The sequence below is a fragment of the Rhodococcus sp. T9N genome (genome assembly GCF_024436645.1).
In the GTDB taxonomy this organism is placed as follows: Bacteria; Actinomycetota; Actinomycetes; order Mycobacteriales; family Mycobacteriaceae; genus Rhodococcus_F; species Rhodococcus_F qingshengii.
Genome location: NZ_JAMSKS010000001.1, coordinates 282,085 through 308,243, shown reverse-complemented (window position 1 = coordinate 308,243; position 26,159 = coordinate 282,085). Strand labels below are relative to the sequence as shown.

General features: G+C 61.5%; 27 protein-coding genes. 12 read left to right on the top strand and 15 right to left on the bottom strand.

Going from position 1 to position 26,159, the window contains the following annotated elements:
* Positions 1 to 21 precede the first annotated feature (21 nt).
* Complete coding sequence (pip, locus tag M1L53_RS01505) at positions 22 to 981, top strand: prolyl aminopeptidase (protein ID WP_050655007.1); 960 nt, start codon at positions 22 to 24, stop codon at positions 979 to 981.
* On the opposite strand, the gene M1L53_RS01500 is transcribed toward pip, so the two are convergent.
* A complete protein-coding gene (locus tag M1L53_RS01500; RefSeq protein WP_050655008.1) occupies positions 969 to 1,571 on the bottom strand; it encodes a TetR/AcrR family transcriptional regulator in 603 nt (200 codons plus the stop codon). The genes pip and M1L53_RS01500 overlap by 13 nt on opposite strands.
* Positions 1,572 to 1,677: 106 nt before the next feature.
* Here M1L53_RS01500 and M1L53_RS01495 point away from each other — a divergent pair, with 106 nt between their 5' ends.
* Complete coding sequence (locus M1L53_RS01495; protein ID WP_050655009.1) at positions 1,678 to 2,757, top strand: alpha/beta fold hydrolase; 1,080 nt, start codon at positions 1,678 to 1,680, stop codon at positions 2,755 to 2,757.
* On the opposite strand, the gene M1L53_RS01490 is transcribed toward M1L53_RS01495, so the two are convergent.
* Positions 2,728 to 3,849: an endonuclease/exonuclease/phosphatase family protein gene (locus M1L53_RS01490; protein ID WP_050655010.1), complete on the bottom strand. Its 1,122-nt coding sequence runs from the start codon at positions 3,847 to 3,849 to the stop codon at positions 2,728 to 2,730. The genes M1L53_RS01495 and M1L53_RS01490 overlap by 30 nt on opposite strands.
* 132 nt (positions 3,850 to 3,981) lie before the next feature.
* Here M1L53_RS01490 and M1L53_RS01485 point away from each other — a divergent pair, with 132 nt between their 5' ends.
* Positions 3,982 to 5,274, top strand: coding sequence for an MFS transporter (locus M1L53_RS01485; RefSeq protein ID WP_050655011.1), 1,293 nt, complete (start codon positions 3,982 to 3,984; stop codon positions 5,272 to 5,274).
* On the opposite strand, the gene M1L53_RS01480 is transcribed toward M1L53_RS01485, so the two are convergent.
* Entirely contained in the window at positions 5,249 to 6,262 is a 1,014-nt protein-coding gene (locus M1L53_RS01480; RefSeq protein WP_228232297.1) for an ABC transporter substrate-binding protein, read from the bottom strand. The two genes, M1L53_RS01485 and M1L53_RS01480, sit on opposite strands and share 26 nt — an antisense overlap.
* A gap of 88 nt (positions 6,263 to 6,350) precedes the next feature.
* Here M1L53_RS01480 and M1L53_RS01475 point away from each other — a divergent pair, with 88 nt between their 5' ends.
* Together M1L53_RS01475 and M1L53_RS01470 are read left to right on the top strand one after the other, a co-directional pair.
* Positions 6,351 to 7,178 carry a transglutaminase domain-containing protein gene (locus M1L53_RS01475; protein WP_050655013.1) on the top strand — a complete coding sequence of 276 codons (828 nt, stop codon included), beginning with the start codon at positions 6,351 to 6,353 and terminating at the stop codon, positions 7,176 to 7,178.
* Between the two features lie 12 nt (positions 7,179 to 7,190).
* A complete protein-coding gene (locus M1L53_RS01470; RefSeq protein ID WP_050655014.1) occupies positions 7,191 to 7,985 on the top strand; it encodes a 2-phosphosulfolactate phosphatase in 795 nt (264 codons plus the stop codon).
* Here M1L53_RS01470 and M1L53_RS01465 read toward each other — a convergent pair.
* From M1L53_RS01465 to M1L53_RS01450, 4 genes are all read right to left on the bottom strand, one after another.
* Complete coding sequence (locus tag M1L53_RS01465; protein ID WP_050655015.1) at positions 7,940 to 8,731, bottom strand: ABC transporter permease; 792 nt, start codon at positions 8,729 to 8,731, stop codon at positions 7,940 to 7,942. The two genes, M1L53_RS01470 and M1L53_RS01465, sit on opposite strands and share 46 nt — an antisense overlap.
* The gene (locus M1L53_RS01460) at positions 8,728 to 9,669 is read right to left on the bottom strand and encodes a daunorubicin resistance protein DrrA family ABC transporter ATP-binding protein (protein ID WP_007730361.1); all 942 of its coding nucleotides are present in this window, start codon (positions 9,667 to 9,669) and stop codon (positions 8,728 to 8,730) included. Before M1L53_RS01460 ends, M1L53_RS01465 begins: the two co-directional genes overlap by 4 nt.
* Positions 9,670 to 9,683: 14 nt before the next feature.
* Entirely contained in the window at positions 9,684 to 10,559 is an 876-nt protein-coding gene (locus tag M1L53_RS01455) for a DUF4097 family beta strand repeat-containing protein (RefSeq protein WP_050655016.1), read from the bottom strand.
* A gap of 65 nt (positions 10,560 to 10,624) precedes the next feature.
* Positions 10,625 to 11,140: a toxin-antitoxin system HicB family antitoxin gene (locus tag M1L53_RS01450; RefSeq protein ID WP_007730367.1), complete on the bottom strand. Its 516-nt coding sequence runs from the start codon at positions 11,138 to 11,140 to the stop codon at positions 10,625 to 10,627.
* A 131-nt stretch (positions 11,141 to 11,271) separates the two neighbouring features.
* On the opposite strand from M1L53_RS01450, the gene M1L53_RS01445 reads away from it, so the two are divergent.
* Positions 11,272 to 11,868, top strand: a complete 597-nt coding sequence (locus M1L53_RS01445) for a CHAP domain-containing protein (RefSeq protein WP_030536161.1) — start codon at positions 11,272 to 11,274, stop codon at positions 11,866 to 11,868.
* Here the strand turns inward: M1L53_RS01445 and M1L53_RS01440 are convergent.
* Positions 11,859 to 12,629: an acyl-[acyl-carrier-protein] thioesterase gene (locus M1L53_RS01440; RefSeq protein ID WP_003943026.1), complete on the bottom strand. Its 771-nt coding sequence runs from the start codon at positions 12,627 to 12,629 to the stop codon at positions 11,859 to 11,861. The genes M1L53_RS01445 and M1L53_RS01440 overlap by 10 nt on opposite strands.
* Before the next feature lie 124 nt (positions 12,630 to 12,753).
* Here M1L53_RS01440 and M1L53_RS01435 point away from each other — a divergent pair, with 124 nt between their 5' ends.
* Positions 12,754 to 13,098, top strand: coding sequence for a helix-turn-helix transcriptional regulator (locus tag M1L53_RS01435; protein ID WP_007730375.1), 345 nt, complete (start codon positions 12,754 to 12,756; stop codon positions 13,096 to 13,098).
* Positions 13,098 to 13,769 (top strand): cation transporter, encoded by a 672-nt coding sequence (locus M1L53_RS01430; RefSeq protein WP_228232295.1) that lies wholly within the window; start codon positions 13,098 to 13,100, stop codon positions 13,767 to 13,769. The genes M1L53_RS01435 and M1L53_RS01430 overlap by 1 nt, the downstream gene beginning before the upstream one ends.
* Positions 13,770 to 13,823: 54 nt before the next feature.
* Here the strand turns inward: M1L53_RS01430 and M1L53_RS01425 are convergent, their stop codons facing one another.
* Entirely contained in the window at positions 13,824 to 14,297 is a 474-nt protein-coding gene (locus tag M1L53_RS01425) for an SRPBCC family protein (RefSeq protein WP_050655037.1), read from the bottom strand.
* Positions 14,298 to 14,442: 145 nt separating this feature from the next.
* Between M1L53_RS01425 and M1L53_RS01420 the strand changes: the two genes are divergently transcribed.
* Positions 14,443 to 14,859, top strand: coding sequence for a hypothetical protein (locus M1L53_RS01420; RefSeq protein WP_003943077.1), 417 nt, complete (start codon positions 14,443 to 14,445; stop codon positions 14,857 to 14,859).
* A 95-nt stretch (positions 14,860 to 14,954) separates the two neighbouring features.
* On the opposite strand, the gene M1L53_RS01415 is transcribed toward M1L53_RS01420, so the two are convergent.
* Positions 14,955 to 15,167, bottom strand: a complete 213-nt coding sequence (locus M1L53_RS01415) for a hypothetical protein (protein WP_003943015.1) — start codon at positions 15,165 to 15,167, stop codon at positions 14,955 to 14,957.
* 258 nt (positions 15,168 to 15,425) lie between these two features.
* Between M1L53_RS01415 and M1L53_RS01410 the strand changes: the two genes are divergently transcribed.
* Genes M1L53_RS01410 through M1L53_RS01400 form a run of 3 tightly spaced genes read left to right on the top strand, consistent with a single transcriptional unit; the run spans position 15,426 to position 18,511 of the window.
* Complete coding sequence (locus M1L53_RS01410; RefSeq protein ID WP_007730384.1) at positions 15,426 to 16,085, top strand: GAP family protein; 660 nt, start codon at positions 15,426 to 15,428, stop codon at positions 16,083 to 16,085.
* A 15-nt stretch (positions 16,086 to 16,100) separates the two neighbouring features.
* On the top strand, positions 16,101 to 16,814 hold the full coding sequence (locus M1L53_RS01405; protein ID WP_042451601.1) for a GAP family protein: 714 nt from the start codon (positions 16,101 to 16,103) through the stop codon (positions 16,812 to 16,814).
* The gene (locus M1L53_RS01400) at positions 16,811 to 18,511 is read left to right on the top strand and encodes a SulP family inorganic anion transporter (RefSeq protein WP_050655018.1); all 1,701 of its coding nucleotides are present in this window, start codon (positions 16,811 to 16,813) and stop codon (positions 18,509 to 18,511) included. The genes M1L53_RS01405 and M1L53_RS01400 overlap by 4 nt, the downstream gene beginning before the upstream one ends.
* On the opposite strand, the gene M1L53_RS01395 is transcribed toward M1L53_RS01400, so the two are convergent.
* From M1L53_RS01395 to M1L53_RS01375, 5 genes are all read right to left on the bottom strand, one after another.
* A complete protein-coding gene (locus tag M1L53_RS01395) occupies positions 18,503 to 19,324 on the bottom strand; it encodes a hypothetical protein (RefSeq protein ID WP_003942972.1) in 822 nt (273 codons plus the stop codon). The two genes, M1L53_RS01400 and M1L53_RS01395, sit on opposite strands and share 9 nt — an antisense overlap.
* Before the next feature lie 14 nt (positions 19,325 to 19,338).
* A complete protein-coding gene (locus M1L53_RS01390) occupies positions 19,339 to 22,038 on the bottom strand; it encodes a LuxR C-terminal-related transcriptional regulator (protein WP_054188265.1) in 2,700 nt (899 codons plus the stop codon).
* A gap of 175 nt (positions 22,039 to 22,213) precedes the next feature.
* Positions 22,214 to 23,176 (bottom strand): asparaginase, encoded by a 963-nt coding sequence (locus M1L53_RS01385; protein ID WP_054188264.1) that lies wholly within the window; start codon positions 23,174 to 23,176, stop codon positions 22,214 to 22,216.
* 15 nt (positions 23,177 to 23,191) lie between these two features.
* Positions 23,192 to 24,637 carry an amino acid permease gene (locus M1L53_RS01380; RefSeq protein ID WP_007730398.1) on the bottom strand — a complete coding sequence of 482 codons (1,446 nt, stop codon included), beginning with the start codon at positions 24,635 to 24,637 and terminating at the stop codon, positions 23,192 to 23,194.
* Entirely contained in the window at positions 24,637 to 26,076 is a 1,440-nt protein-coding gene (locus M1L53_RS01375; RefSeq protein ID WP_050655022.1) for an aspartate ammonia-lyase, read from the bottom strand. The genes M1L53_RS01380 and M1L53_RS01375 overlap by 1 nt, the downstream gene beginning before the upstream one ends.
* Positions 26,077 to 26,159 lie beyond the last annotated feature (83 nt).

The window sequence follows — 26,159 nt, the reverse complement described above, 5'->3', positions numbered from 1 at the left end:
TTGATGGAAGAATCACCGCCTATGACTGCTGTCCTGTACCCGCCCGTCGAGCCGTACGAGTCGGGGCTGTTGGAAGTGGCGGACGGTCAGAGTCTCTACTGGGAGACAGTCGGCAATCCGGCGGGCATTCCGGTTCTCTACCTACACGGCGGTCCTGGTTCGGGATGCACTGTCGGCGCCAGGCGTTTCTTCGATCCCGAAGTCTTTCGCGCAGTTCTGTTCGATCAGCGAGGCTGTGGGCGCAGTCTTCCGCTAGCGAGCAGTCCGGACGTCGATCTGACCGTGAACACCACGGCGCACATTGTGGAAGACATCGAGCGTCTTCGTGAGCATCTCGGTATCGAGCGATGGATCGTCACGGGACTTTCCTGGGGCGTGAGTTTGGGTCTGGTGTACGCGCAGGCGTTTCCCGCGCGGGTGCAAGCGATGGCCCTGGGCGCGATCACCGGCGGGACGAGGGTCGAAATCGAGTGGATCACCCGTGCCATGGGCCGGGTATTTCCGCGTGAATGGGAGGAGTTCGTGGCGCCGTTGCCGGTGGACGAGCGTGACGGAAACCTCCCCGCGGCGTACGCGCGACTGCTTGCCGATCCGGATCCTGTTGTGCGCGAGAATGCCGCGTTGCAGTGGTGCCGTTGGGAAGACGTGCACGTGTCGCTGATGCCGGGGTGGACTCCGAGTGTTCGATACCAGAATCCGGACTTCCGCCGGGTGATGACCAGGCTGGTTACGCATTACTGGGGTAACGACTGCTTCCTGGCGCCGAATCAGATATTGGACGGAATGGACCGTCTCGCTGAGATTCCCGCGATTCTCGTGCACGGACGGTATGACATTTCCGGGCCACTCGACACTGCCTGGGCGATCCACCGGCGTTGGCGGGGTAGTGAGTTGGTGGTACTCGACGGCGCCGGGCATGGCGGCAGCGGATTCAACGAGGCAATCGTGGAAGCGCTGAATTCACTGGCTCATTCGGCCTGATCGAGTGCCCCGGCGCGGGCCGCAGCGAGCGCGCCGGCAGCAGCACGATCGGCAACCGACTGGTCGACCGGTAGATCGGCGACCAGCAGGCGATAGTAGATGGGTGCGGCGACGGCCGCCAGAAGATCAGCGGCCGAGACCTTCTCGGAGATCTCCCCGCGCTCGACTGCTCGGCGAACGACGATGTCTGCCAGTTCGTAACGTGCGGAATAGAACTCGCGCTTGAGTCTCGCGACCTCGGGCGTGCGGACCGCATCGGAGAACAGTGCAGCCACCAACGCGCCGCCTGACTCGCTGGTCACCAGTGCGACTATCGATCTGGCCATCTCGCGCAGATCGGATTCGATGGAACCGGTATCCGGGATGGGAACGGTGGTTGCCGATACCTCGACGGCCGCGTCGGCCACCAGTTGGGACAGCGTGCTCCATCGCCGGTAGATCGTGGTCTTGTGGACTCCGGAGCGGGTGGCTATGTCCTCGATGGTCATCGCGGCGAATCCGCGTTCGGACAATTCGGCCGCCGTGGCTGCCAGGACGGCCTCGCGCACCCTGGCACTACGCCCTCCGGGCCGTTGTGGTGTCGAAGTCATGAGTCAACCTTATCGCAACAAGGTGTTGTGTTAGCTGGAGGCACGTGGTTCACTGAGCTAATGCAACTGATCGTTGCATTAGAGATGAATTGAGGGGTGTTTTCCCATGTCATACGAATTTCCTGTCGATCACCGAGGCCTCTTCGAAGAGCGCACAGGACAGTTTCTGAGCTTCGGGCTCCCCGTCTCGGATCTCGAGGAACTGCGCGCGTCCATCCACTCGACCTGGGCCGACGCGCCGGGTGGTTGGTCGTACGAGTGGTCGGCGTTGGCAGCAAAGTACTCCGCGGCCGGCAATCATTCACTCGCGGCGATGATCTACGGAATCGCCAAGTTCCCCGTCCTGGCCAACGATTCGCGGCGCCGGGCCCTGCAGAATCAGGTGGACGAATACGTCAAGGCAGCACCGGGATTCGGGCTCGAGTTCGAGCGTCGAATCCTGTCCCTGCCCTACCGATCCGGCGAGATCGAGCTACCGGTGCACATTCTCTCCGTGGACGGGAGGTACGAGGATGCACCCGTCCTGTTGCTCAGCGGCGGCGTCGACGGCTGGAAGATGGACATGCATCCGTTGGTCAGTGCGTTCGCGAAGAACGCCGGAGTGACTGTTGTTGCCTTCGACCAGCCGGGAACTGGTGAATCACCGGTTCCTCTCGACGCTTTCGGTGACGAGGTGATCGACGGACTGGTGGCGACGGCTCGCGCCCTCGGCAATGGCCAGGTGGCACACCTGGGAGTCTCCTTCGGTGGCAACTTCGCCGTGCGGTCGGGGTTGACCGGCGCCGTCGATGCGGTGATCAACATCGGCGCCCCGGTCAAGGGCGCGTTCGAGACCGCGAACGCGGAGCGCCTGGTCTACGGCATGGGTGACATCGTCGGAAACGCACTGGGTTTCGATGCACCGGCAACCAAAGAGGCGCTGGTACAGGGTCTGCGTGCTTTCGATCGCAGTGTCTTGATGACCGCCGACGACGGCCGGACCCCGATGCTTGTGGTCAACGGGGCCGACGACGTTCACATCCCGCTCTCGGACACCACTCTCTTCGAGGAGCGCCCGAACACGCAGGTACACGTCATCCCGGATGCGGGGCACTGCGCAGTGACCAAGCTGCCCGAGTTGACGCCGATGATGATCGACTGGCTACGAGATGCCCTGTCAGGAACCGCTCCACGAACCGGTCGATGATCCGCCGCCGAAGCTGGCAAAACGATACGTCGCAAGAACGGCTTTGTGATCGGTCGGCCACGGCGTCGGCGAAGCGATGAAGTTGTCCTGGGAGTTCTCTTCCACTCTTTGGTTGTGCACGATCGTCTTTCGCGGGCCGATGATCCCGACGGATCCCAGCTTCAGGTCCGAAGCGCGATCGGCGAAGATGTAGTCGATCCGATCGCGTTCGTCTGCCTCGGGTGCCCAGGTGAGCTGTGAGGTGTCGACGTCGGGATTGTCGGACGGCCAGGTGAAGCCCGGGTGTGTGGCCGGGTTCGGGTACTTACTGCGGTAAGCGTCGACGAATCCGGCTTGGTCGAGCAGGCGGGTGGATTCCCAAGGAACGACTACACCGTTGTGGTCGAACAGATTTCGCGTGCCGTCGGTCCAATCCAGGGCCGACGGTTCGTTGAAATCGCCACCGAGGATGACGGATCTGCCCTTGGCCCGTTCTTTTGCCGCATCGTCGACGAACGTCGAAATTGCCTTGGGTCGTCCCGAATTGATGTTCACGCGCTGAACCGTCTCGGGGTCCGTGACCGGACCGGACGGCATCTTGTTCCAGCCGAACTCGGAGAACTCTCCGGGCTTGGGAACACCCGCGCCGTATCCGCGCGGTAGATACGTCGCGTAGGACGTGTAGGCCAGATGTGCCGAGTAGGCGGCGATTTGTTTGCCGTCGACCGTCACGACTGCCTTGATCATCGAGTTCAGGTCGGCTGTTTCCTCGATCGGAAACTTGGAGAGAATCCCCACGTCGGAGGACGCTGCTCCGTAGAAGGTGGTTCCTGATTTGGTCAGCATGTCCGCCAATGCAGTTGTCGCAGTGCCGGCTTCCGACAGGAGAACTATCGACGCCTGTGTCGAGATGATCATGTCGGCGATCAGCTGCAGGCCACCGTTGATCTTGGTTCCGCCGTGCCAGGTGTTGAGGGAGAGCGCTTTGATCTCCTGCGCGGGGCTCGCCCCCGCGACGGAGGTATTGGCACCCAATGTAAATGCGCTCGCGGTGACTGTGCCCGCGGCTACCGCCATCGCCTTGACCATCTGGCGGCGCGTCAATCCATTCATCAAATCCCGGCTCTCGTTGTCGTGTGCTCGAACCCCCGGAAGATGATTACCATCGCTACCTAAACGGACAGTTAACCAATTGTAAAATGGCAGATTTCCTCAGAACGCCGTGCGGGCAATAGTCTTCTGATCGTGGTACTCAGTGAGCGTTTCCCCGGTAACAAGACCTTCGCGAAGGTTCGTGTCCTGCCGCCGGTGGTGAAGCTGCTCCTCCTCTCGATGGTGCTGTTCAACATCGGGTTCTATCTGGTTGTCCCCTTTCTGGCGGTGCACCTTTCGGAGGACCTCGGATTTGCGGCCTGGATTGTCGGCCTCGTCCTCGGATTGCGGATGTTCAGTCAGCAGGGCATGTTCTTCATCGGTGGAAGCCTCGCCGACAGGTTCGGCAAGCGTCCGATCATCCTGCTGGGCATAGCCGTTCGTGTAGTCGGTTTTCTGATGCTCGGTCTGGCAGAAAGCATGAGCGCCGTGATCGTCGGCGTGCTCCTGGTCGGCTTTGCTGCCGCGCTCTTCGCGCCCGCAGTGGAGTCGGCCAACGCGGAGTACGGACGCGAACTCGAGTCCGCCGGAGTTATGCGTCGTACCGATTTGTTTGCAGTGGAACAGATGTGCAGCCGCCTGGGAACCGTGATCGGTCCGGCGCTGGGAGCTGCTCTGTTGATGTTTCCGTTCTCGTGGACGGCGTCGAGCGCCGCGTTGCTCTTTGCGATCATGTGGGTCGGGTTCTTCATCTGGTTCCCCCGACCGGGCGATGCCCACGACGGCCCGGTGTCGACCTATACGCTGCGCGACGTCTGGCGAAGTGTCCTGACCAACAACAACTTTCTGCTCTTCGCGACGCTCTGCAGTTTTCAGCTGGTTGCGTACAGCCAGCTGTACCTGATGCTTCCGGAACAGCTCGAGCGCGGAATCGGTTCGCAGTCGGCGCTGGGATGGTTCTACGTGGGCGCGGCGGTGTTGGTGATCGTCGGGCAGGGACCGACGGTCGCGGTTGCCCACCGCATCGGGCATCGGCGCGCGATCACCTTCGGGCTTGTGCTCATTTCGGTGTCGTTCCTGGTTCCGCTGGTCACCGGCGTCGACTCCGCAGCTTCGGCGTCGACGCAGATAGTCGGTCTGGCGGTGTGGATCGGGCTGCTGCACCTGGGACAGATGTTGATGGTGCCGCCGATGCGAGACACCATCGCGATCCTCGGTCGTGAAAGCAACCTCGGAGCGCACTTCGGCATGCTCAACACGATCGGCGGTCTGCTCGCGCTCCTGGGAACCGTGGGAGTCGGATTCGTGTACGACCTCGTCGACAACGGCCACGCAGCGCCGGCGTCACCATGGGTGATCGTTGCGCTCTGCGTGGCCGTGTCGGCTGTGGTGTTGTGGGTGTGGTCAGGCCGAACGAAAGTTATCGACCCGCGATCGTCTGATTGATCTTTGCGACGAAATCTTCCAGCACAAACGGAATGGTGAGCGGGTTCGGCATGGACACCGCGTCACTGACGATGGGGTCCAAGCTGATCAGGCCTCCGGTCTCGACCACGTTCAGATTGGTGAACGCCGGCTGCGACTCCATCTCGGCGCGAGCCTTCTCGTAGTTGTCGAAGAGCAGGTAGTCGCACTCGAGGAGGTCGTAGTTCTCGGCGGAGATCTCGTAGTTCAGCTTGCCCGCGAACCGATCCTTCAGTGCGGCAGGAGCCGTGAATCCCAGTTGCGTGAGCAGCTGAGCGCGCGCAGCCTCGGGGCTGAACGCTCGAAGATTTCCATCGCTCCAGCGAATGACGAGAGCTGCTGTCTTGCCTTCGAACTGGGGGTTCTCCGCGCGGGTGCGAACGATGAGGTCTTCGACTTCCTGAACCTCCTGCTTTGCCTGCGCGGGAACGCCCACAGCGGTGCCGATACGGGTCGTGACTTCCTGCCAGGGCAGAACCCAATCCGTCTGATCGGCGGCGTGCAGCACCGTCGGCGCGATGGCGCTGAGCTGCTTGTACAGATCCTCGTCGATCGCGTTGTTGACGGCGATGATCAAGTCAGGCGCTGCAGCCACGATCGTTTCGATGTCGAAATCGGTGGTGGCGTTGGCCAATGGCGTCGGCTCGGTGCCCTGGACTGCAGAGTCGGCCCAGACGCCGATTCCGTCGTCGGTCGATCCCTTCCACACCGGGACCAGGACGGGCGTCAGCCCGAGGGAAAGCAAAACGTCCGCGTCGCCGATACCGACCGCTGCGATGCGGCTGGGTGCCTGCTCGATGGTGGTGGAGCCGAACTTGTGGTCGATCGTCACCGGGAAGGCGTTGGCCTCGGCGTGAGCACCTTCGGTGCCGGGAGTGGATTCGTCCTTCGCGCTGTCGCCACAGGCAGCAAGGGCGAAACCGGCTGCTGTTGCGAAAGTGACGGACAGCATGGCACGGCGGCTCAACATAGGGTTCACGGCAACCTCGGGTTTCATGGTTATGGGACCCTAACCATAGTGGAGTTGCTGTGTCGGCAGTGTTTGTTAACCTCCGCCCATGACGGCGGTTCTCGACTACACATCAGCAGGACCGTTCACCCGCATCGACGGGGTGGACATGCTCGCCCTCGAGTCGCTCTCCACCGACCCCGTGAAAATATGCCGGGTAGTGCCGTACCTGGTGGTCCAACCCACCGATGCTCAGTCGCTGAATCTGCCTGCCGACCGATTCGACGAAAACCAGATCCGGCCGGCAAGCGTTCTGCTCCAACGCCTGCTTGCGCTCGATCCGGCACCGGTGACCTCCGCCCGTGAACCCGACAAGCGGCTCGTCGGAACCTGTCGGCACTTTGCAGTTTTGAGTTGTGCGTTTCTGCGCTACCGCGGTTTTGCCGCCCGGGTCCGTTGTGGTTTCGCCACCTACTTTCAACCGGGACAGGGCGTGGACCACTGGATCACCGAGTACTGGGACGACGCGGGCAAGCGGTGGATCCGCATCGATTCCGAGATCCTCGGACAGAACGTCCTTCCTCACGCCCATGATCTGCAGCCGGGAGAATTCCTCAGTGGTGGTGAGGCGTGGCTGGCATATCGACGCGGGGAGATCGACGCGTCCCAGTTCGGGGTGTACGGCACCGAGAACTGGGGGCCGGCCGAGATCCGAGGCAACGCTGTGAAGGATCTCGCCGCGATGAACAAGGTCGAAACTCTGCCGTGGGACGAGTGGGGTCGTATGACGGACGCCTACGACGGAAAGACAGGCGCCGACTACGACCTACTGTTGGACGATGTCGCCGCGGTGTGCGCCGCCGACGATCCCGTTGCCGTGCGAGCACTGTACGAGCACGATGACTTGCGCGTGCCGGACAAGCTGATTCGTTTCTGAGATGCTGGTGCGATGAATCCGGAGCATCGCCAACTCGATTACGGACTTCGATTCGACTGGGGGTTGCGCGGCGCCGAAGCGATTGCTGCCGGCGTCGACGTGGCAGTGGTGGTAGACGTTCTCTCGTTCACGACGACGCTGAGCGTTGCCGCCGACGCGGGAATCGACGTACTTCCCTTTTCCTGGAACGACGAGCGCGCGGTCGATTACGCGCGTGATGCCGATGCGGTCCTGGCGGTGAGGCGGAGCGTAGCCGCGGAGGGTCAGATCAGTCTGTCTCCCAAGACGATTCGCGAAGCCGAGGTGTCGAGTCGGCTGGTGCTGCCGTCGCCGAACGGGTCGACTATCGCGTTTGCGTTGGCGTCTCAGGTTGCGGTGTGTGTCGGCGCTTCGTTGAGGAACGCTTCCGCCGTCGCGGATTGGATTGTGCACGAACATGGTTCGAGATCGAGGGTTGCGATAGTCGCGTCCGGTGAAAAGTGGCCCGGTGGAGAGTTGCGTCCGGCGGTGGAGGATCTGTGGGGCGCCGGTGCGGTTGTCACGGCGTTGACCGCGACTGGTTGGGAAGGGTCCCCATCGCCCGAGGCGCAGATGGCGGCGACTGCCTGGACGGCGGTGTCGGATTCGTACGAGGAACGGTTACGGGACTGCGCCTCAGGGCGCGAGTTGATCGTCATGGGGTTTCCACACGACGTCGCCATCGCCTCGGAACTCGACGACAGCGACACCGTACCTGTTCTCGAAGATCGTGTGTTTCGAGGTCAGCGCACCGGGCGTCGGTTGAACAAACTCCGCGCCCAGAGGTAGGAGAGGAAGGTGATTGCGACGCACCATCCGATCGCGAGTATCGCGTTGTTCCCGATAGCTTCGCCGAGAAGAAGTCCTCGAAGAGTCTCGATGATCGGAGTGAACGGCTGATACTCGGCAAACCATCGCAACACGGTCGGCATCGAGTCGGTGGGGACAAAGCCGCTTCCCAGGAACGGCAAGAGGATCAACACCATTGGAAGGTTGCTGGCCGTCTCGACACTCTTGCTGACGAGGCCGAAGGCGACCGACAACCACATCATGGCGATGGAGACCAGGACGAGGAGTGCAAACGTCGCGGCCCACTCCACGAAGCCTGCAGTGGGCCGGAAGCCGACGGCTATCGCTACGGCGATGACGACAACGAGGCTCACGATCGTCTGAAGGAGGCTGCCGAGAACGTGACCGGTCAGGACGGACGTGCGCGTGATCGCCATCGTTCGGAATCGTGCAATGATCCCGGCGGTCATATCGGTTGCGACGGAGATGGCAGTACCTTGTGCCGCTGATGCCACGGTCATCAGAATGATCGCCGGTGCAACGTAATTGACGTACTCGGCTCGACCGCCACCGCCGGGGCCGAGGCCGTTCCCGAGCGTTCCGCCGAGCACGTAGACGAACAGCAGTAGGAAAACGACTGGCATTCCGACGAGCATCACCGTCATCGACGGATATCGAAGGATGTGTCGAATACTGCGACGCAGCATGGTTTTCGAGTCTTGATAGGCAAGCGTCATGGTGGTCATCGCGCGTCGGTCCTTTCGGTGGCGGTCAGAGTCAGGAACACGTCGTCCAGGTCGGGTGTGTGCACGGAGAGTTCCTTGACGTCGATCGAGTGAGCGTCGAGTTGGTCGAGAAGAGAGCGCAGCGAGCGGACACCCCCGTCGCTGGGGACCTGGAGGACATAGGCGGCATCGTCACGTGATGATTCGTCGAAAACAGCTGCAGCAGAATCGAGCTGATCTCGGTCGAAGAAGTGAAGACGAATGTGGCCGCCGGGGATGTGCCGTTTGAGTTCCGCTGCCGTACCTTGGGCGACGATCCGTCCCTGATCGAGGACGGCGATGTGGTCGGCCAGTTGATCAGCTTCCTCGAGGTACTGGGTCGTGAGGAAGATGGTGACACCGCCCTCGACCAACTCCCGGATGATCTGCCACATGGTGCGTCGACTCCGGGGGTCGAGACCGGTGGTGGGTTCGTCCAGGAAGATGATCTCCGGCCGCCCGATCAACGTCATTGCCAGGTCGAGCCGTCGACGCATGCCGCCCGAGTAGGTCGACGCCAGCTTGTCCGCGGAGTCGATCAGATCGAACTTCTTCAGGAGTTCTTCAGTGCGCGTTCGACGTTCGTCCTTGCCGAGATGGTGCAGGTCGGCCATGAGGAGAAGGTTTTCCTCACCGGACAGATAGTCGTCGACCGCTGAGAACTGCCCGGTGACGCCGATGCGCGAACGCACCGCGTCGGGATCGTCGGAAGGGTTGTACCCGGCGATGCGGATGTTGCCGCCGTCTGCCGGAACGAGGGTCGAGAGAATTTCCACGATGGTGGTCTTGCCGGCGCCGTTGGGGCCGAGGAGCGCAAAGACGGTTCCGCGGTCGACGGAGATGTCGATTCCGTCCAGTACCGTCTTGTCGTCGTAGGCCTTCTTCAGGCCCGTCGCGGTGATGGCTGGTTTACGGGACATCAGCGTTCCTTTCGCTAGATCTTCTTGTTGGATTCTTCTCGAGGCTCCGAACGTCGAATGACGATGTCGCCGTAGCTGGTGTGTGCCCGGACGTCTACCCGGCGTTCAGTGGAAGCCGGACCGTGCGTGGCATTCATCTGGTTGTCGACGCGGCCGAAGGACGTATGAGCGTCGAATCGTGCGGCGGTTCCGGATCGAACGCCGATATGGATTCGCCCGGCGGCCGTCTTGGCGGATACGACTCCACTCTCGATGGTCTCGAAACGGATGTCGCCGTTGGCGGTTGCGGCGCTCGCGTCGGATTCGGCGTGCTCGACGGCGACACTGCCGTTGGCGGTCTTCGCCTTCAGTGCGCCGGTGATCGTGCCGATGTTGATGTCGCCGTTGGAGTTCTTGACCTCCGCGTTGCCGTCGACGCGGCCGATGCGGATGCTTCCGGACCCGGTGCTCGTGTCGATGTCACCGGCCACGTGCTCGACGATGATCGCGCCGGCCCCGGTGCTGACGTTGAGCGGCCCGGTGGTTTCCAGTGTGCAATCGCCCGCGGAAACCTTCACCCGTGTTCGTCCGAGAGTGCCTTCGCTACGGAGGCTGGCAACTGCAGCAGTGCCTTCGAGTTCCGAGCCGGAGGGAAGCTGAACGGAGATGTCCACAGATCCTGTCTTCCCGAAGATGCCGAGGCCGCGCTGTTTCGGAGTCTTGATCTGCAGCCGGCCACCTGCGAATTCGACGCGCGTTTGTTCGGCGACTCGAACGTCGACCTCGCGAGACGAGTTGCTGGGCAACACTTCCACGACAGTGTCGTTGCGGCTGCTCGCCGTGATCCGGATGTGTGCGACTGCCACGTCGAAGTTCAAGGTGATGGGGTCAGGTGTGCTGAATGTAGGCATGGTGATACTCCCGATGAGGTTGTCTCGGTTGATGAAAGAGGGTGGTGCGAAAGATGAAGCCGGTGTCAGTGCACCCAGCCGCTGAAGCTTTCGGAACCTTGGGACGTGCGCTGTCTCGGAGTGCTTCTGTTCGCGCCGCCTTCCAGAGCCGTTGCAGCCGAGCGAACCAGCCACGCGTTGACGGAGATCCCGGCTTCCCGGGCCGCCGCCTCGATCCGGTCTTTGAGGTCTTGCCCCAGCCGCAAGTTGATTCGAGTCATCGAGGCGTCGTCGGACTCCGTGACGGGGCGCGGTGCCGGAGTCGGGTCCTCTTCGACGGGGGCTGGAACCGGTTCACTGATGGCTGGTGCCACCACGAATTCGGGTTCGCGTCCCCGCAGGCGCAGGTCCACCGAACCCGGGGCGAGGTCACGCGTGATCTCGGCGGCTGCCGCAGACAATGCGTCGAGAAGGGTGAGTCGCACTGCTGATTCCAGCGGTGCGGTCAAACGATCGGCGAGTGCCTTTGCGTCTTCTCCGCCTGCTTCGGCCGCCACCGCGAGTTCGTGGCGAAGGTTGTCTACGTACGGTGTCAAGTCCATGGCATCACTATGGCACCACTTTGGTGCCATCGCAATAGTTTGGTGGCACATTCGTGTGAATTTGGTGAGAATTGCCAGGTCATCGGGGTGGTTGGCGATTCGGTCCGCGGCAGGCTGGCACACTCGTAAGGGTGAGTCCTGCCGAATCGAACCGCCGACGCCGCATCGTGCTCTGGATTGCCGGGGTGCTCGGCGTCGTGATCGTGGTTGGGGTGGTGGTCGTCGCGATCGCACCATCGCGGTACCTGCCCTGGGACACGGCTGAGTTCCCGGCGGTGGACGCGAGTGCGCTCACGTCTGATCAAGGTCGGGTGCTCGAGCTACTGCAATCCGAGCATGAGCAGGACCGTCCGGGCACCTTCTATTCCGACGGCATCGACGAAGAGTGGTGCGCCGACTTTGTCAGCTGGATCATGAGGGAAGCGGGTCGACCGTTGTCCAACCCGAACTCCGGAAGTTGGCGCATCCCGGGGGTGTACACCTTGCAGGAGTATTACCAAGGGATCGGCGCGTACGCCGAGAACGGCAGCGGGTACACCCCGAATGTGGGTGATGTGGTGATCTACGACAGTTCGAGATGGGTCGGTCAGCACACCAACATCGTTGTGGCAGTGGACGGCAACTCTGCGATCACGGTTGGCGGCAACGAGTTCGGCAAGGTGCGGGTTCATGACCTGGACTGGCAATCCGACTCTGCCGTCGTGGGATTCGGAAAACTTCACCCCTGATCGTTGCTCTTCGGAGACAAGGCGAACCACCGCGCCGACGCACGTGCCTCGTCGCCTGCGTCGATGTGCAGCGTGTTCGTGCCGGTTCGCACGCTCACCTGCTCACCTCTCTTGATGGGCTGGGTGTACTCGAGGATCGCGCGAAAGGGCCCGCTTCGTAATCTGTCGGGCAGCGCATCTTCCACGGGCTGCCAGTAGATTGCGTTGTTCACGTGATCGAAGGGGTCGAAATCGCTCGAGCGCAACGGGAACGGCGTATCCGCTGACGGCGTCGTGTCCGGGGTCGGGTCGATCCACCGACGCCAGTGAAGATGCTGGTCCACGGCCGTCGATGCCAGGGCAGCGGTGAACTTCTCACTGATGGATGCCGGCATTCCCGTCTTCGGGTCGATGTTGATCCAGAACGCCTCGGTTTCGATCAACCCGCCGCCATCGGATCTGATGCGAACTCGCATCGAACACCACTTGTTCGACAGGCCTGAACACCAGCGCTGCAGGTGAACTCGATCCGGCCAGACGACCGGTTCGAGTACATCGATCACCGTTCTTCGTACCATCCACAGCGGGTGTGTATCCATGGCGCCGCGGTCGACGAGATTGTCGAAGCCCGCGTCTTGGAGGTAGCGCGCGATCGCGTCGAGGCGCAGTTGTTTGTCGGTGTGGATGTCACCCGTACGCACCGGCCACGAGGCCTGGAAGATGCTTCCGGTTGTCGGTAGTTCGGCCATCGCTACGTGGTCGTCGACTTTTGTACGGTTCATCGGATGTGGGCTCCCGGTGTTCGCTTGGTTGGGTGGCTTCACGCTTGCGTTACCCGATGGTGGGATCTTGAACCATCGGAGTTCATCGTTTTCTGAATCCAGTTTTCGATGTACTGTCGCACGTATGGATATCGAGGGCGTAGATGTGGTGACCAACGTGGCGGTGCTTGCGAGGTTCGGGCATGCACTGTCCGACGAGACTCGGACACGGATACTGCTCGAACTGAAGACCGCACCGCGGTATCCGTCCGACCTCGCTGAAACGCTGGCTGTGACCAGGCAGAAGCTGTCCAACCATCTGGCGTGCCTGCGCGGTTGTGGCTTGGTGGTGGCCGTCCCGGAAGGGCGCCGGACCAGATACGAACTCGCCGATGTACATATCGGTCGGGCCCTCGACGACCTGCTCGGGGTCGTACTCGCGGTGGATCCGTCGTACTGCCCGGACAGCGAATCAGAGGGGTGCTGCTGATGGTTGCGCCCGTTGACGGTGTCGGGCTCTCGACTGACCGGCGTGCGCTCTTGTCGAGAAGAATTCGCATCTTCGTGGCGATCACGATCAGCTACAACGTCGTCGAAGCGATCATCGCGCTGGCGGAGGGCACACGAGTGTCGTCCGCAGCACTGTTCGGTTTCGGCCTCGATTCGGTGATCGAAGTGTCCTCGGCGGCAGCTGTTGCCTGGCAGTTCTCGGCGCCGGATCCGACGAGCCGTGAGAAGGCGGCACTGCGAGTGATCGCATTCTCGTTCTTCGGGCTCGCTGCGTATGTCTCGTTCGACGCGATTCGGTCGCTGTTCGGTCTGGGGGAAGCTCGGCACACGAGCGTCGGAATACTCTTGGCTGCAGTGAGTTTGGCGATCATGCCGGCTCTGTCCTATGCGCAACGCCGAGCCGGTCGGGAGTTGGGTTCGCTGTCGGCGGTCGCGGATTCGAAGCAGACGCTCCTCTGTACCTACCTTTCTGCGGTCTTGCTGGTCGGTTTGCTGCTCAATTCGGTACTCGGCTGGTCGTGGGCAGATCCGATTGCTGCACTGGTCATCGCCGTCATCGCGGTGAAAGAAGGCATCAACGCGTGGAAGGGCGATCCGTGCTGCCCGGTTGTGGCTGTGCCCGAGAGCGGTGACGAGTGCGACTGCTGCTGAGTGAACACAGGTTTTGTCGAGTGAGCACTCGCTGCGGTGCGTCAGAGCGGGTGTTCACTCGATGAAAGGCGTGCCGACTTCTGCGCGGCCCTTGATGTGCGCGGCGCGTTGCTCGAGAAGGCGCCGCAGATACGGGCCGACAGCCAACCTCAGCGCCAGGTGTCCGAGCGCCCCGAAGGGGGCCGTAACCGTGAAGCGGTCATGCATCCGCGTCCACCCACCCGGCTGAACGTCGAAGACGTGCTCGTGCCGCATTGCGGCAAACGGGCCGCGGACCTGCTCGTCTGTGAACGAGTACGGACGGTTGTACTGCGTGATCCGGCTTGTCATCGAGAATCTCCACCCGAGATGCCGAGCAGTGAACGACACCTCGTCGCCCTCTCCCAGCGTCGATCTACCCGTACTCGTGACTGCCACCTCATCTGTTGCGCGGAGCGAGGCCGAGTGTTCGTCCATGTCGAGTTCGAGATCGAAGATCACCGCCGGTGGAGCATAGATATCGGTGATCACGACTACGGTGTGTTGCACAGTGCCAGTCTGCCAACATTGGTTTGCGATCCCGGCAAGCGGGTACGGGTCGGTGACCTGCGGTTCATCCGCGACGGGTGATGTTTTCGCCTTCCAGCCCCTCGAGACTGAGTAAGGGAAGTGCATTCTGTCGAAAGGAACGCTGATGACTGCTCCACCGCGGGAACCCGCGAATCACCCTGTCCGGCAGGGTTTCGCGGTAGGTACGACGTTTGCAGCAGCAATTCTGCTGCTCACCGCAGGCATTGTCGCTCTGCTTCAGGGCATCGCGGCCGTTGCCGACAACAATCTGTTTGTCGTGGGTATCAACTACACGTACAAGTTCGACATCACGACGTGGGGTTGGATCCACATCATCTTGGGCATCATCGGGATCGTGGTGGCCCTCGGCCTCTTCACCGGTGCAGTGTGGGCCAGGGCGGCGGCAATCGTCATTGCGTCGCTCTCGATCATCGCCAACTTCTTGTGGATGCCGTATTACCCACTGTGGTCGATCCTGGTCATCGCGCTCGATGTCGTTGTGATCTGGGCGGTCGCGACCTGGGACAGGGACAGAGTCTAGGCACCGAACAACCCGAGAGCAGTTGGTCCCGACCGAGTCGACTCGGTCGGGACCATCGCTCGTGCGTGGGACATTTCGACAGGGTGTGGCTCGGATCAGTCTGGGAGTCGACGCATTTCGGCGACGGTCAGGCCGAGGGAATCGAGACGGGCCATGATGCTCCGCATAGCCGTGTGGTCCGCGACGGGTCCGTACAAACTGGTGAACCCGCCGGCGGCACTGGCGACACTGAGTTCAGGAAATGCGGCCTTGACGCGGTCCGACACTTCGCCGTCGATGAGGAATTGATACCGAGTGGGAGCATTCATCAGTATCCGCTCCATTTCGTAGGGCCATGAGGTTCGAGAAGGCAGCGCTCCGAGCCTCGAAATCGCATGTCGTCAAGTGCAATCGGCGTCGCTGCCCGATCCAGGACTCCGCATCCGTGGGATCCAGTCTTACTCCCGTACGCGCTCGGGGCGTCATCCCCTACGGGTGAATGTCGTCGCGGGTCCGTTCATCCCTTTTGTGTGAGGCTCCGTAGAGTCGCCACCCCTAGTGTCGACCGGGAGAGAGAAGAGGTCGGCATGGGATCTGTCATCGGGGATCTGTTACCCCTCGCGGTCGGCGTTGCGGTATCGCCGATCCCGATCATCGCGGCAATCTTGATGTTGTTGTCCAAGCGTGCCGGCAGCACGAGCGTCGGGTTCGCGCTGGGCTGGATACTGGGAATCGTCGTCGCCACCGTGATCTTCGTGCTTCTGTCCAGCAAGCTCGGTGACTCCGAAGGTGATCCGTCAGCGACAGTGTCGTGGATCAAGCTGGCGTTGGGTGTATTGCTTCTTGCGTTCGGAGTCAAGCAATGGCGCGGACGCGGAGGCGAGCACGAAACCCCGAAGTGGATGCACGCCATCGATGACATGACCGCTGTCAAAGGCCTCGGCTTGGGCTTCGCTCTGGCTGCGATCAATCCGAAGAATCTGATGATGTGTATCGCGGCCGGAATCTCGATCGGATCCGCGTCATTGGGCTCCGGAGAAGTTGTTGTCGCGATTCTGGTTTTCACGATCATCGCGGCCTGCACAGTGTGCGTGCCCGTGATCGGCTACCTCGTTGCCGCGGAGCGACTGCGTGGTCCGCTGGCCAAGCTGAAGGTGTGGTTGCAGGAAAACAACGCCACGGTGATGAGTGTGTTGATCCTGGTTATCGGTGTTGTTCTCATCGGCAAGGGCATCGGCGGTCTCTGACAACTGGAGGTAGTTATGGGATCGCTGCTACTGCAACAGATCCCGCTGGCGCTCGGGATCATCATGAGCCCGCTGGCGGTTGTCGCCGTTGTGGCCGTACTGTTTTCCGAACGAGCGCGTATCAACAGCATTGCGTACCTGATCGGGTGGTATCTCGGAATAGTTGTCGCGCTGGCCGGTTCGTACGTCATCTTGACCGCACTCCAGGTTCATCAGCGCACACACCCTCCGCTGTGGGTGCCCATCATCCATCTCGTTCTCGGGGCAACTCTGCTGGCGGGTGCCTGGTTCGTCTACTCACGCAGTCGTCGCGGGGTTCAGGCGATGGCGGCTGCAGTTGCCCCTGGCGACGTTGTGGCTGCGGCCCCTCAGCTGCCGAAGATGCTGCAATCGGTTGAGCACTTCCAACCAATGCGATCCGGTGTGCTCGGTTTCGCGCTGTTCGTTCTCAACCCCATCGACATGTCGTGTGCCATCGCAGCAGCGATGAACCTTCGTCTCAGCACCGTGGCACCGACGTCGCAGATCGTCTCGGCCGTGATCTTCTCGTTGGTGTCCGTGACCTCGGTCGCGGTACCTGTTGCCCTCCTGCTGATCAAGAAGGACGAGGCAACCGAACCGCTGCTGAAGATCCGCACCTGGATAGCCACCAACACGCACTTGCTGAACGTCGGGCTCCTCGTCCTGATCGCGGCGATGCAGATCAGTAAAGGGGTGCAAGGACTATGAGTGCTCCGCACACGCGGACCTGGTGGGTCTTCGGATCGTTGTCCGACTATCAACGCGCTTGGCTTCGCCCCGACATCATTGCGGGCCTTACGGTGTGGGCTGTCCTTGTTCCGGAAGCGCTCGCGTACGCCACCATCGCCGGAGTTCCGCCGGTGGTCGGGCTTTATGCTGCGGTTCCGTCATTGATTCTGTATGCAGCAGCCGGCAGTTCGCGCCATCTGATCGTCGGGCCGATGTCGGCGACCGCAGCGTTGTCCGCGGCGATGATTGCGCCATTGGCTTCAGGAAACGACGGCCGATTCATCGCGCTGTCGGCGGCATTGGCGATCGTGACCGGGCTCGTCGGACTGCTCGCAGGATTCATGCGCCTCGGATTCATCGCGTCCTTCATCTCCGAGCCGGTTCTCAAGGGATTCATCGTCGGTCTGGCGCTCACGATCATCATCGGTCAAGTACCCAAACTCCTGGGCGTGGACAAGGGGGAGGGAAACTTCTTCGTCCAGACGTGGACAGTGGTGAAGGAACTGGGTGAGGTCGACCTACCGACCGTGATCATCGGATTGCTCAGCCTGGCAATGGTCCTGGGCGTCAAGCGATGGCTTCCGCTCGTACCGGGTTCGCTCCTCGTCGTGCTGCTGGGCATTACCGCAGTAGCGTTGTTCGGCCTCGACGATCGTGGCATCGACATTGTCGGACACATCGACTCGGGCCTGCCGTCGATGGGTCTGCCGAGTGGTGTGGGAGCTGAGGACTACCTCGACCTGGTCGGACCGGCGGTCGGCGTTCTGCTCATCGGTTTCGCCGAAGGTCTTGGCGCTGCAAAGACATACGCGGCCAAAGCCGGCTACACCATCGACGCCAATCGTGAACTGGCAGGACTGGGTGCGGCCAATCTCGGATCGGGTCTCTGCTCGGGAATGGTGGTCAACGGCAGCCTGTCGAAGACCGCCGTCAACGGAGGAGCGGGCGCCAAATCTCAGGTCAGCGGACTGGTGGTCGCGGCGCTGACGCTGGTGACACTGCTGTTTCTCACCGGCCTGTTCGAGAAGTTGCCAGAGGCGACGCTCTCGGCTGTGGTCATCGCAGCAGTGATCGAACTGGTCGATTTCTCCTCCCTCGCAGCGCTGTACCGGGTGTGGACGAAGAGGTTGGGCAGTATCTACGGGCACGCTGCCCGGGCCGATTTCGCGGCGGCGATCGCGGCGATGTTCGGGGTTCTCCTCTTCGACACGTTGCCCGGTCTGATCATCGGAATCGCCGTCTCGATGTTGCTGCTCCTGTATCGGGTCTCCAAACCGCACGTGGCCGCTCTGGCCAAGGACGGCACGCGCTGGGTCGACATCAGTGGGCATCCTGATCTGAAGACACTCGACGGCGTCGTAGTGGTCAGGGTCGAAGCGGGGATGTTCTTCGCCAATGCCGATCACGTGCGTGATCAGATCACCGGTCTGGTGACCGCCGGCACCACCATGGTCGTTCTCGACGCCGAGACGTCACCGTTCATCGACGTCAGCGCTGCGCAGATGTTGGCTCAGCTTCGAGATTCGTTGGCACGCAGAAATGTGAGCTTCCGAGTGGCACGCGACATCGGGCAGTTCCGCGACGTTCTGTCCGGTGCCGACCAGGGCGCGCTGAAGGTCGACGTCTATCCGACCGTCTCGAAAGCGCTTGCAGGTCGAGACAACACCTCAGCGTGATGTCCGTAGCCAGATTCCCAGGGGACCGGAATCTTTGGCCACTGATCCGACGATCGACGACGCGACAACCACGATGGCCGAGAAGATGAACAGCCAGCCGATGACGGTGAACATCACGCCCAGAAGACCGAACTCGTCCTGCGACGTCTTTGTCATTCGGGGGAGGAAAAGAGTGCCGGCCACGTGCAGTCCGGTCAGGCCCGTCGCGGTGAGCAATCCTGACCCGACGCACATTCGAGTGGTCATGCGATTGGCCGTCAGCAGCATGGGCACGGCTGTCCACACGAGTGCCCACACGACGTAGACCGCTGTGAACTCCAGGACTCTGCCTACTCCCGGAACACCATTCAGTTCACGGCACAGGGCCGCACCGACCACCGACGCGGCCACGACGCACACTACCGCGAACCACCGCCACGCCTGACGGAGTGTCGCCGTCGGCACGCTCCAGATCCGTCCGTACATCCGGCCGAGAGCGCGAGCGTAGGACGTGGAACTGATCAGCAGCATGAGCAAGCCGACAATCCCGAACGCTGCCGCGGTAGAGGTACTGGTCAATACGGTGTCGGGGAGTTGGACGCCGAGGTCGTCTTTGGCGGCATCAGCCAACGGCTTCAGCTTCTCCAAGGTCGACGCTGCAATCATGACCGGGAGCAATGACGTAAAGGCCTGGGCCGCCAAAGTCATGGCGCTGTCCACGAGCCCGACTTCGAAGACCCCGATGGTTGCATCAGTCGCCAACCGTCGACTGGGTGTACGTCTCGCCCACACGGTCAATCGATCGCGCGTATCGGAATACAGCTTCGGGGGCATGGAAGCAGTCTTGCTCAGATGAGTCCGCCGCGTCGCGCAGCCTTGAGCGCGTCGCGTCGGTTGCTCACTTCCAACTTGCGATAGATCCCGCGAAGATGCGTCTTGATGGTGTTGACGGAAAGGAACAGCGTGTCGGCAATGGACTCGGTGGTGTCTCCGGAAGCCAGTTCACGGAGCACGGTGTATTCGCCTGGCGTGAGGATCGGTGCACTCACCAATTCTTGTGGGCGAATGCGGCTACGTACCTGTTCGGCAAATGCTTCCTGATCGCCGAAATGTCCACTGAACTCGTCGAACACCGGCCGCAGGGATGCGCCGTAGTCGAGGAAGGGGCGTAGCAGGCTACCGGCTTCCGCGGCGCGCAGCGCTTTGTGGAGGGAGCGAAACGACTTGCGCTCGTGACCTGTTGCAGCGTGGATCCCGGCTTCGAGTGTCCAGGCGTAGACGTGATGTGCGAGCAACGGGATTTCGGAGGACCCGAGAGCTTCGGAAACTTCGACGAGTGCTTCCGCGAACTTGTTGGACGAGAAGGCGACGGCACCCCGTGCGAGATGTATCTCCGACGTTTCTCCGAATTGATCGGCTGCGTCACGCACGAGTCTCGCTGCCCATTCCACCTCGCCGACGGAAAGGCATGCGTGGACGACGGGTGGTAGAAGAGCCAAGGTCGCGAACGCGAAGGTACGTAATTCGATCGCGCTGAGCATCGCGTCGCGGACATCGGCGGCGGTCGAGCGTCGGTCGGTCGAGCCGTCGAGACTGTGAAGGCCGAAGGTTACGACGGAGTGCCACCCGAACACCGGCGCGCTGGCGCCGAGAACGTCTGTGCTCCGGTAGTTTCCGATTGTCGGGATGCGGTACGGGAGTTCGCTCGAAGCGCAGAGATATGTGGCAAAGGCGGCCACCGACGCGGACAACTCGTACTCCGCAGTCGTCGTGATGCGATGTTCGACCGCGTAGTCGAGAGCGTAGACGGAGTGAGCCCTCATCGCCCCGATGTCTCCGCTGAGAGAAGCTACGTAGCCCAGTCCGGTCAGCGACTTCAAGACGAATCGCGCCCTGCCCCGTATTGTCCCGAGTGCGACGGCTTGAGTGTATTCGACAGTCGCCCTGTCGAACTCACGTCGCAGTAAGTGTGCCGTCGCCAATTCCATGTGTGCGTAGGCTTCGATGTCGGAGTGGGTGCTTTTCTGACGCCGCTCCAGACGTGCCGCCAGCGGCTCGTTGTCGGAAGTCGCCGTAACGCAGGAGATTTCCAGGCTCATCGCCAGGAACAATGGATCTTCTGCAATCGGTGGATGAGTTGCCTCGAGAAGATCGAGGCACGTGGTCGCCGAGGTCACGTCACCGGAGTGGAGGGCGGCCGCCGCCAGCACCAGTCGGGTGATCGGGGATTCCGAAACCTGCGTCGACACCGATTCCAGGACTCGCACGACGTCCCCGCAGTGCCCGTCGAGTACGAGGCCCAGCCCGCAGCGTTCGAGAAACGCGAGAATGCGGTGTGGGTCTCCGATCGACACCTCGAGTTCGAGCGCCTCGAGTTCGAAGTGATTGCTTTCGAACCAGCTTGCTGCTCGCAGGTGTACGCGGTTTCTCTCGACGTGATCGACGCGACGGAACTCTGCCCGAAGGTGCTCGCGCAAGAGAGGGTGATAGCTGAACCACGTTGTGTGGTCGGCGGAATCGGTACGGGTCACGGGGAAGTTGAACTGAATCAGCGAGTCGATCTCGGATAGAGCGTTCGAGTCCGTCAGAGTTTCCGCCAGTTGGGCGGAGAAAGAATCGACCACCGATGTTCGCAACATGAACGAGGTGACATGTTCGGGCAAGGACGTCAGTACCTCGTCGACGAGAAAGTCGGCGATCGGGCGGGGTGTGTGCGTGAACTCGTTCAGTGCATCGCCGATGTCACTGCGGCCAGCCAGAAACGCGGCGGTCAGGCGAACGACGGCGCCCCACCCCTTGGTGAAGTTCTCGACGATTGCGAGTTCGTCGTCGCGCAGCGTGATGTCGTACTCGCCGAATATCGCGGTGATCTCGGAGCGATCGAAAGCGAGATCGGTGGATGCAAAGCGGGTGAGTCGGCCGTCGAGAGCCAGACGATGCCACGTGAGCGGTGGTTCGTAGCGGGCGGCAACGATAATCGACAGGTTGCCCGGGGTCTGTGTGAGTATCCGATCGAGGAGACCGATCGACATCGGATCGTGGAGGGTGTGAACGTCGTCGAGGATCAACGTTGTTCGGCGCTCGTGCGTTTCGAGGGTTTCCGCAAAGTGCGCGAGCCACTGCTCGACGGGCGGCCTGGATCCGGTCTGCACGGGGAGCCTCTGGCCGGCCGCATCGACGGAGGTCGCGATCGCCTCGGCGAGGGATTCACACAGTATCGACACGTTGTTGTCGCGCTCGGCCAACGTCAGCCAGGCCAGCGCAACATCAGGGGAGGCTCGAGAATATTCGCGAGCCCAATCGGCCAGAAGTAGGGTCTTCCCCGCACCGGCCGGAGCCGAGAGCAACCCGACAGGCCCGGGGCCTGAGCCTTTGGTGGCAGTGGATGCGGTGAGTTTGCGGTGCAGGCGCGGACGCGCGACCAGTCCTTTCACGGCAGTTGGCGGGTGAAAACGACCGTTGAGTGCGGCGCCTGGCACGTGCGCTTGCCCGACGCGGTGAGCCGCGTCGAGCGTTACTGCAGCGGCATCACGAAATGGGCTGCTCATCCGACTCCTGTTCGACTGGCTGCACTGGACGTGACCGCTGGATCGAAATTTTGAACGAGTTAGATGATGTGAAACTACCCAATTCGGACACCAAATAAGCGTCCAAGTCGAAAATTCGGACCAAAGTCCCTGATTTAGTGGAGTGAATTTCGAACAATGAATGGTGTCGCCAGTTCTACCGCCCGAACGGCGGGGTGCGAGCAAACCTCGAATAGCGGTCGAATACCTTTTCCAGGCCCACGAGATCCGGATCTGACAACAAGGCTGCCAGAAGTACACGTGCCTGCCCGGCTCGAAGATCGGTGGAAAATACAGCGCCTGCGGCGATCAAGTCGTGCCCGCCACCACCGCCACCGTAAACCGGGGAGATTGGCCCCGAGGGCACCCGAGTTGTCACGGCTACCGGAATGTGAGCGCCTACGCAGTCTCGTACGGCCTCGACTATCGTCGGATTGGCATTTCCCGAACCGAGTCCGTCGAGAACAAGTCCCTGCGCCCCGGCGTGCACGCAGGCGTCGATTTGTACGCGGTCTGCCCCGGGATACACGGCGATGATGTCAACGCGGGTGTCCGAAATCGGATGCCACGGCAATGGTTCGGGATTACGCAGCAGGAGCGGATCGATGTGCACGCGGCGGAAGGCATCGAGTGCCGTCGTATCGGACTTTCGCGTACCTGCGGCTGGATGGACCGAACCGCCGAAGGCGATGAGGACACCACGCCCGTGTGACGAGATGTCCAGTCCGGCTGAGATCGCCGCGGCGAGATTCGAACGAGCGTCGGATTCGGGATGGTCGAAAGTGCGCTGCGCGCCGGTGAAGACCACCGGGCGTTGGTCGTCGTGGTGCAGGTCCAACAAGAACGCAGTTTCCTCCATCGTGTCGGTGCCGTGAAGCACGACCACCGAGTCGAGTCCGGGATCTTTCAATTGATCGGCTACGGCGTCGCGAACACGATCCATGTCCGCGAAGGTCATGCTCGAGCTGTCCTTCGACATCACGTCGACGACTCGAAGCTCGATGTCGTTCTGCTCGTTGCCGACCAGATCTGCACCGGTGATTGCGGGCCGGCTGATTCCATGCGCATCCCGGGTGCTGGCGATGGTGCCACCGGTAGTGACAACTGCGACTTTCGACACTGTGGTCCTTTCACGTCAAGCTGCGGGGTGGTGGATGGCCAACTCGCGAATACGATTCCTGGCGGCGTACCAACCAATCATCAAGAGCGGTGCGATGATCGCGATGGATCCGACGGTCCACGTTCCAACAGGGTTGTCGAATGCCATCAACACGATAACGACCGCAAGAAAGACCAGTGTCGCGATCCCGGTGTACGGTGCGCCGAATATGCGGAAGGAAGGGCGAGTGACTTTGCCTTGTTTCGCAAGTTGCCAGAGCCTCAACTGGCACAGCACAATTACCGCCCATGCACTGATGATGCCCAGTGCCGCAAGATTGAGGACTATTTCGAAGGCTTGCGCTGGGACAACAGCATTGAGCCCGACGCCGAACAGGATGACCACGCCGGTGAGTGCGATTCCCCCGTACGGCACTCCGGCTTTGTTCATTCTGGCAGCGAAGGCAGGCGCCGAACCGGCCGTCGCCATCGAATGGAGTATTCGTCCGGTCGAATACAGTCCGGCATTGAGGGAAGACAACGCCGCCGTGAGAACGACCAGATTCATGATCGCATCTGCGCCTTGGATGTTGATCGAACCGAAGAATGTGACGAATGGACTTTCACCGGCGTGGTATTCGGTGTACGGGAGCAACAGCGAGAGCAGCAGGACCGACCCCACGTAGAAGACGAGGATCCGAATGATCACTGTGTTGATCGCCTTGGGTATCACCTTCCGGGGATTTTCGGTCTCTCCAGCCGTGGTCCCCACGAGTTCAATTGAAGCGTAAGCGAACACGACGCCCTGAATCACCACGACTGCCGGGAGTATTCCGTTGGGGAACAGCCCACCGTTGTCGGCGATCAGGCTGAATCCGGAGGAATGCCCTTCGATGGGCGTGCCGAAGAGTACGAAATAGACACCGAACCCGAGGAATGCGGTCAAGGCCACGACCTTGATCAACGCGAACCAGAACTCCAACTCTCCGAAGACTTTCACGGACACGAGATTCAGTCCGAGAACCAGCAACACCGCGATCAGAGCGAACATCCACTGATCGATGTGTCCCAGTGGCGCCCAGTACTTTTTGAAGAAGTTCATGTACAACGCCACAGCCGTGACGTCGACCACGGCAGTCATTGCCCAGTTCATCCAGTACAACCAGCCCGCAGCGAAAGCCATCTTTTCGCCGAAGAATTCGCGTGCGTAGGAAACGAAGGATCCGGAAGTCGGTCGGTGCATCACCAGTTCGCCGAGCGCCCTCAGGATCAGGAACGCGAAGAATCCGCACAGCGCGTACACGAGAACCAAGGCCGGGCCCGCCTGTTGTAGTCGCCCTCCCGCCCCCATGAAAAGGCCGGTTCCGATCGCGCCACCGATCGCGATCATCTGAATTTGTCTGGGGCCGAGCGCCTTCTGATATCCGAGATCCTCCTCAGTGGCAACTTCGGCGCGGCCTGTCTCTTCCCGTTCGACGGTCATCAAACCTCCTCCGCAACAGCGGTGGCATGAGGCTTCTCCCCCGAAACGCGGAGATTGGCGAGATGTTCGGGGCTGAGCAACCGATCGAGTTCCTCGCGGTCGAGCAGGCCGGCTTCGATTACGAGATCGGCGACGCGACGCCCGGAAATCAACGCCTCCTGGGCGATCCGAGTGGACGCGGTATATCCGATGTAGGGGTTGAGCGCGGTGACGAGGCCGATGGAGTCTTCGACTCGGGCGCGCAGCAGTTCGGTGTTAGCCGTGATGCCGAGTACGCACCGGTCCGCCAAAATGCGGCAAGCCGCACCGAGGTGTCGCATTCCTTCGGACAGTGAGTGCACGATGATCGGCTCGAAAGCGTTGAGTTGGAGCTGACCGGATTCCGCAGCCATCGTGATCGTCACGTCGTTGCCGATGACTTCGTACGCGACCTGATTGAGGACTTCGGGAATGACAGGATTGACCTTGCCCGGCATGATCGACGAACCTGCCTGCACCGGTGGAAGATTGATCTCGTTCAATCCGGCTCGCGGGCCCGAAGAGAGCAGTCGGAGATCGTTGCACACCTTGGACAACTTCACAGCGACCCGCTTGAGGACGCCGGAGAGGTGGACGAACTGGCCCACGTCTTGGGTCGCTTCGACCAGATCCGTTGCCAACACCAGCGGCAGTCCGGTCAGTGCGCCCAGGTCGGAACAGGCCACCTCGGCGTAGCCGGCGGGTGCGTTGAGGCCAGTGCCGATAGCAGTCGCGCCGAGGTTGATCTCGTGAACGAGAAGAGCGGCCTCAGCCAGACGCGCCCGATCCTCCTCGATCATGACCGCGTAGGTCCCGAACTCCTGACCCAGAGTCATCGGCACGGCGTCCTGCAGTTGGGTGCGTCCCATCTTCACTGTGTCGGCGAACTGAAGAGACTTGGTCGTGAATGCGTTCTGGAGTGTAAGAAGTGCATCCAGCAGGTCATCGATCGCGAAGATCGTCGAGATATTCACGGCCGTGGGGTAGACGTCGTTGGTCGATTGGCTCAGGTTCACGTGTTCATTGGGGTGAAGCCGTTCGTAGTCGCCGCGCTGGTGGCCGAGGATTTCCAACGCGCGATTGGCGATGACCTCGTTCGCATTCATGTTCGTCGACGTGCCGGCGCCCCCCTGGATGACGTCCACCACGAACTGTTCGTGCCACCGCCCGTCCACGATCTCCTTGCATGCCTGTGAGATGGCCTCCGCGCGCGGGCGGTCGAGGATGCCCAGCTTTTCGTTTGCGCTGGCTGCGGCCCACTTGACGTAAGCGATGCCGCGGATCAGATGCGGGTTCGTGGCGATTGTTCGACCAGTGATCGGGAAGTTCTCCATTGCGCGCAAGGTGTGGATACCCCAGTACGAATCGGCTGGAACCTCGCGATCGCCGAGCAGATCGTGTTCTGTTCGCGTTTCGAGCACTTGATCAATTCCTCGTGTCTCTTCGCGCAAGCATCACTCTGCGCGGTGGGTGTATTTCGGGATCGCAGCGCTGACGGTCGAGT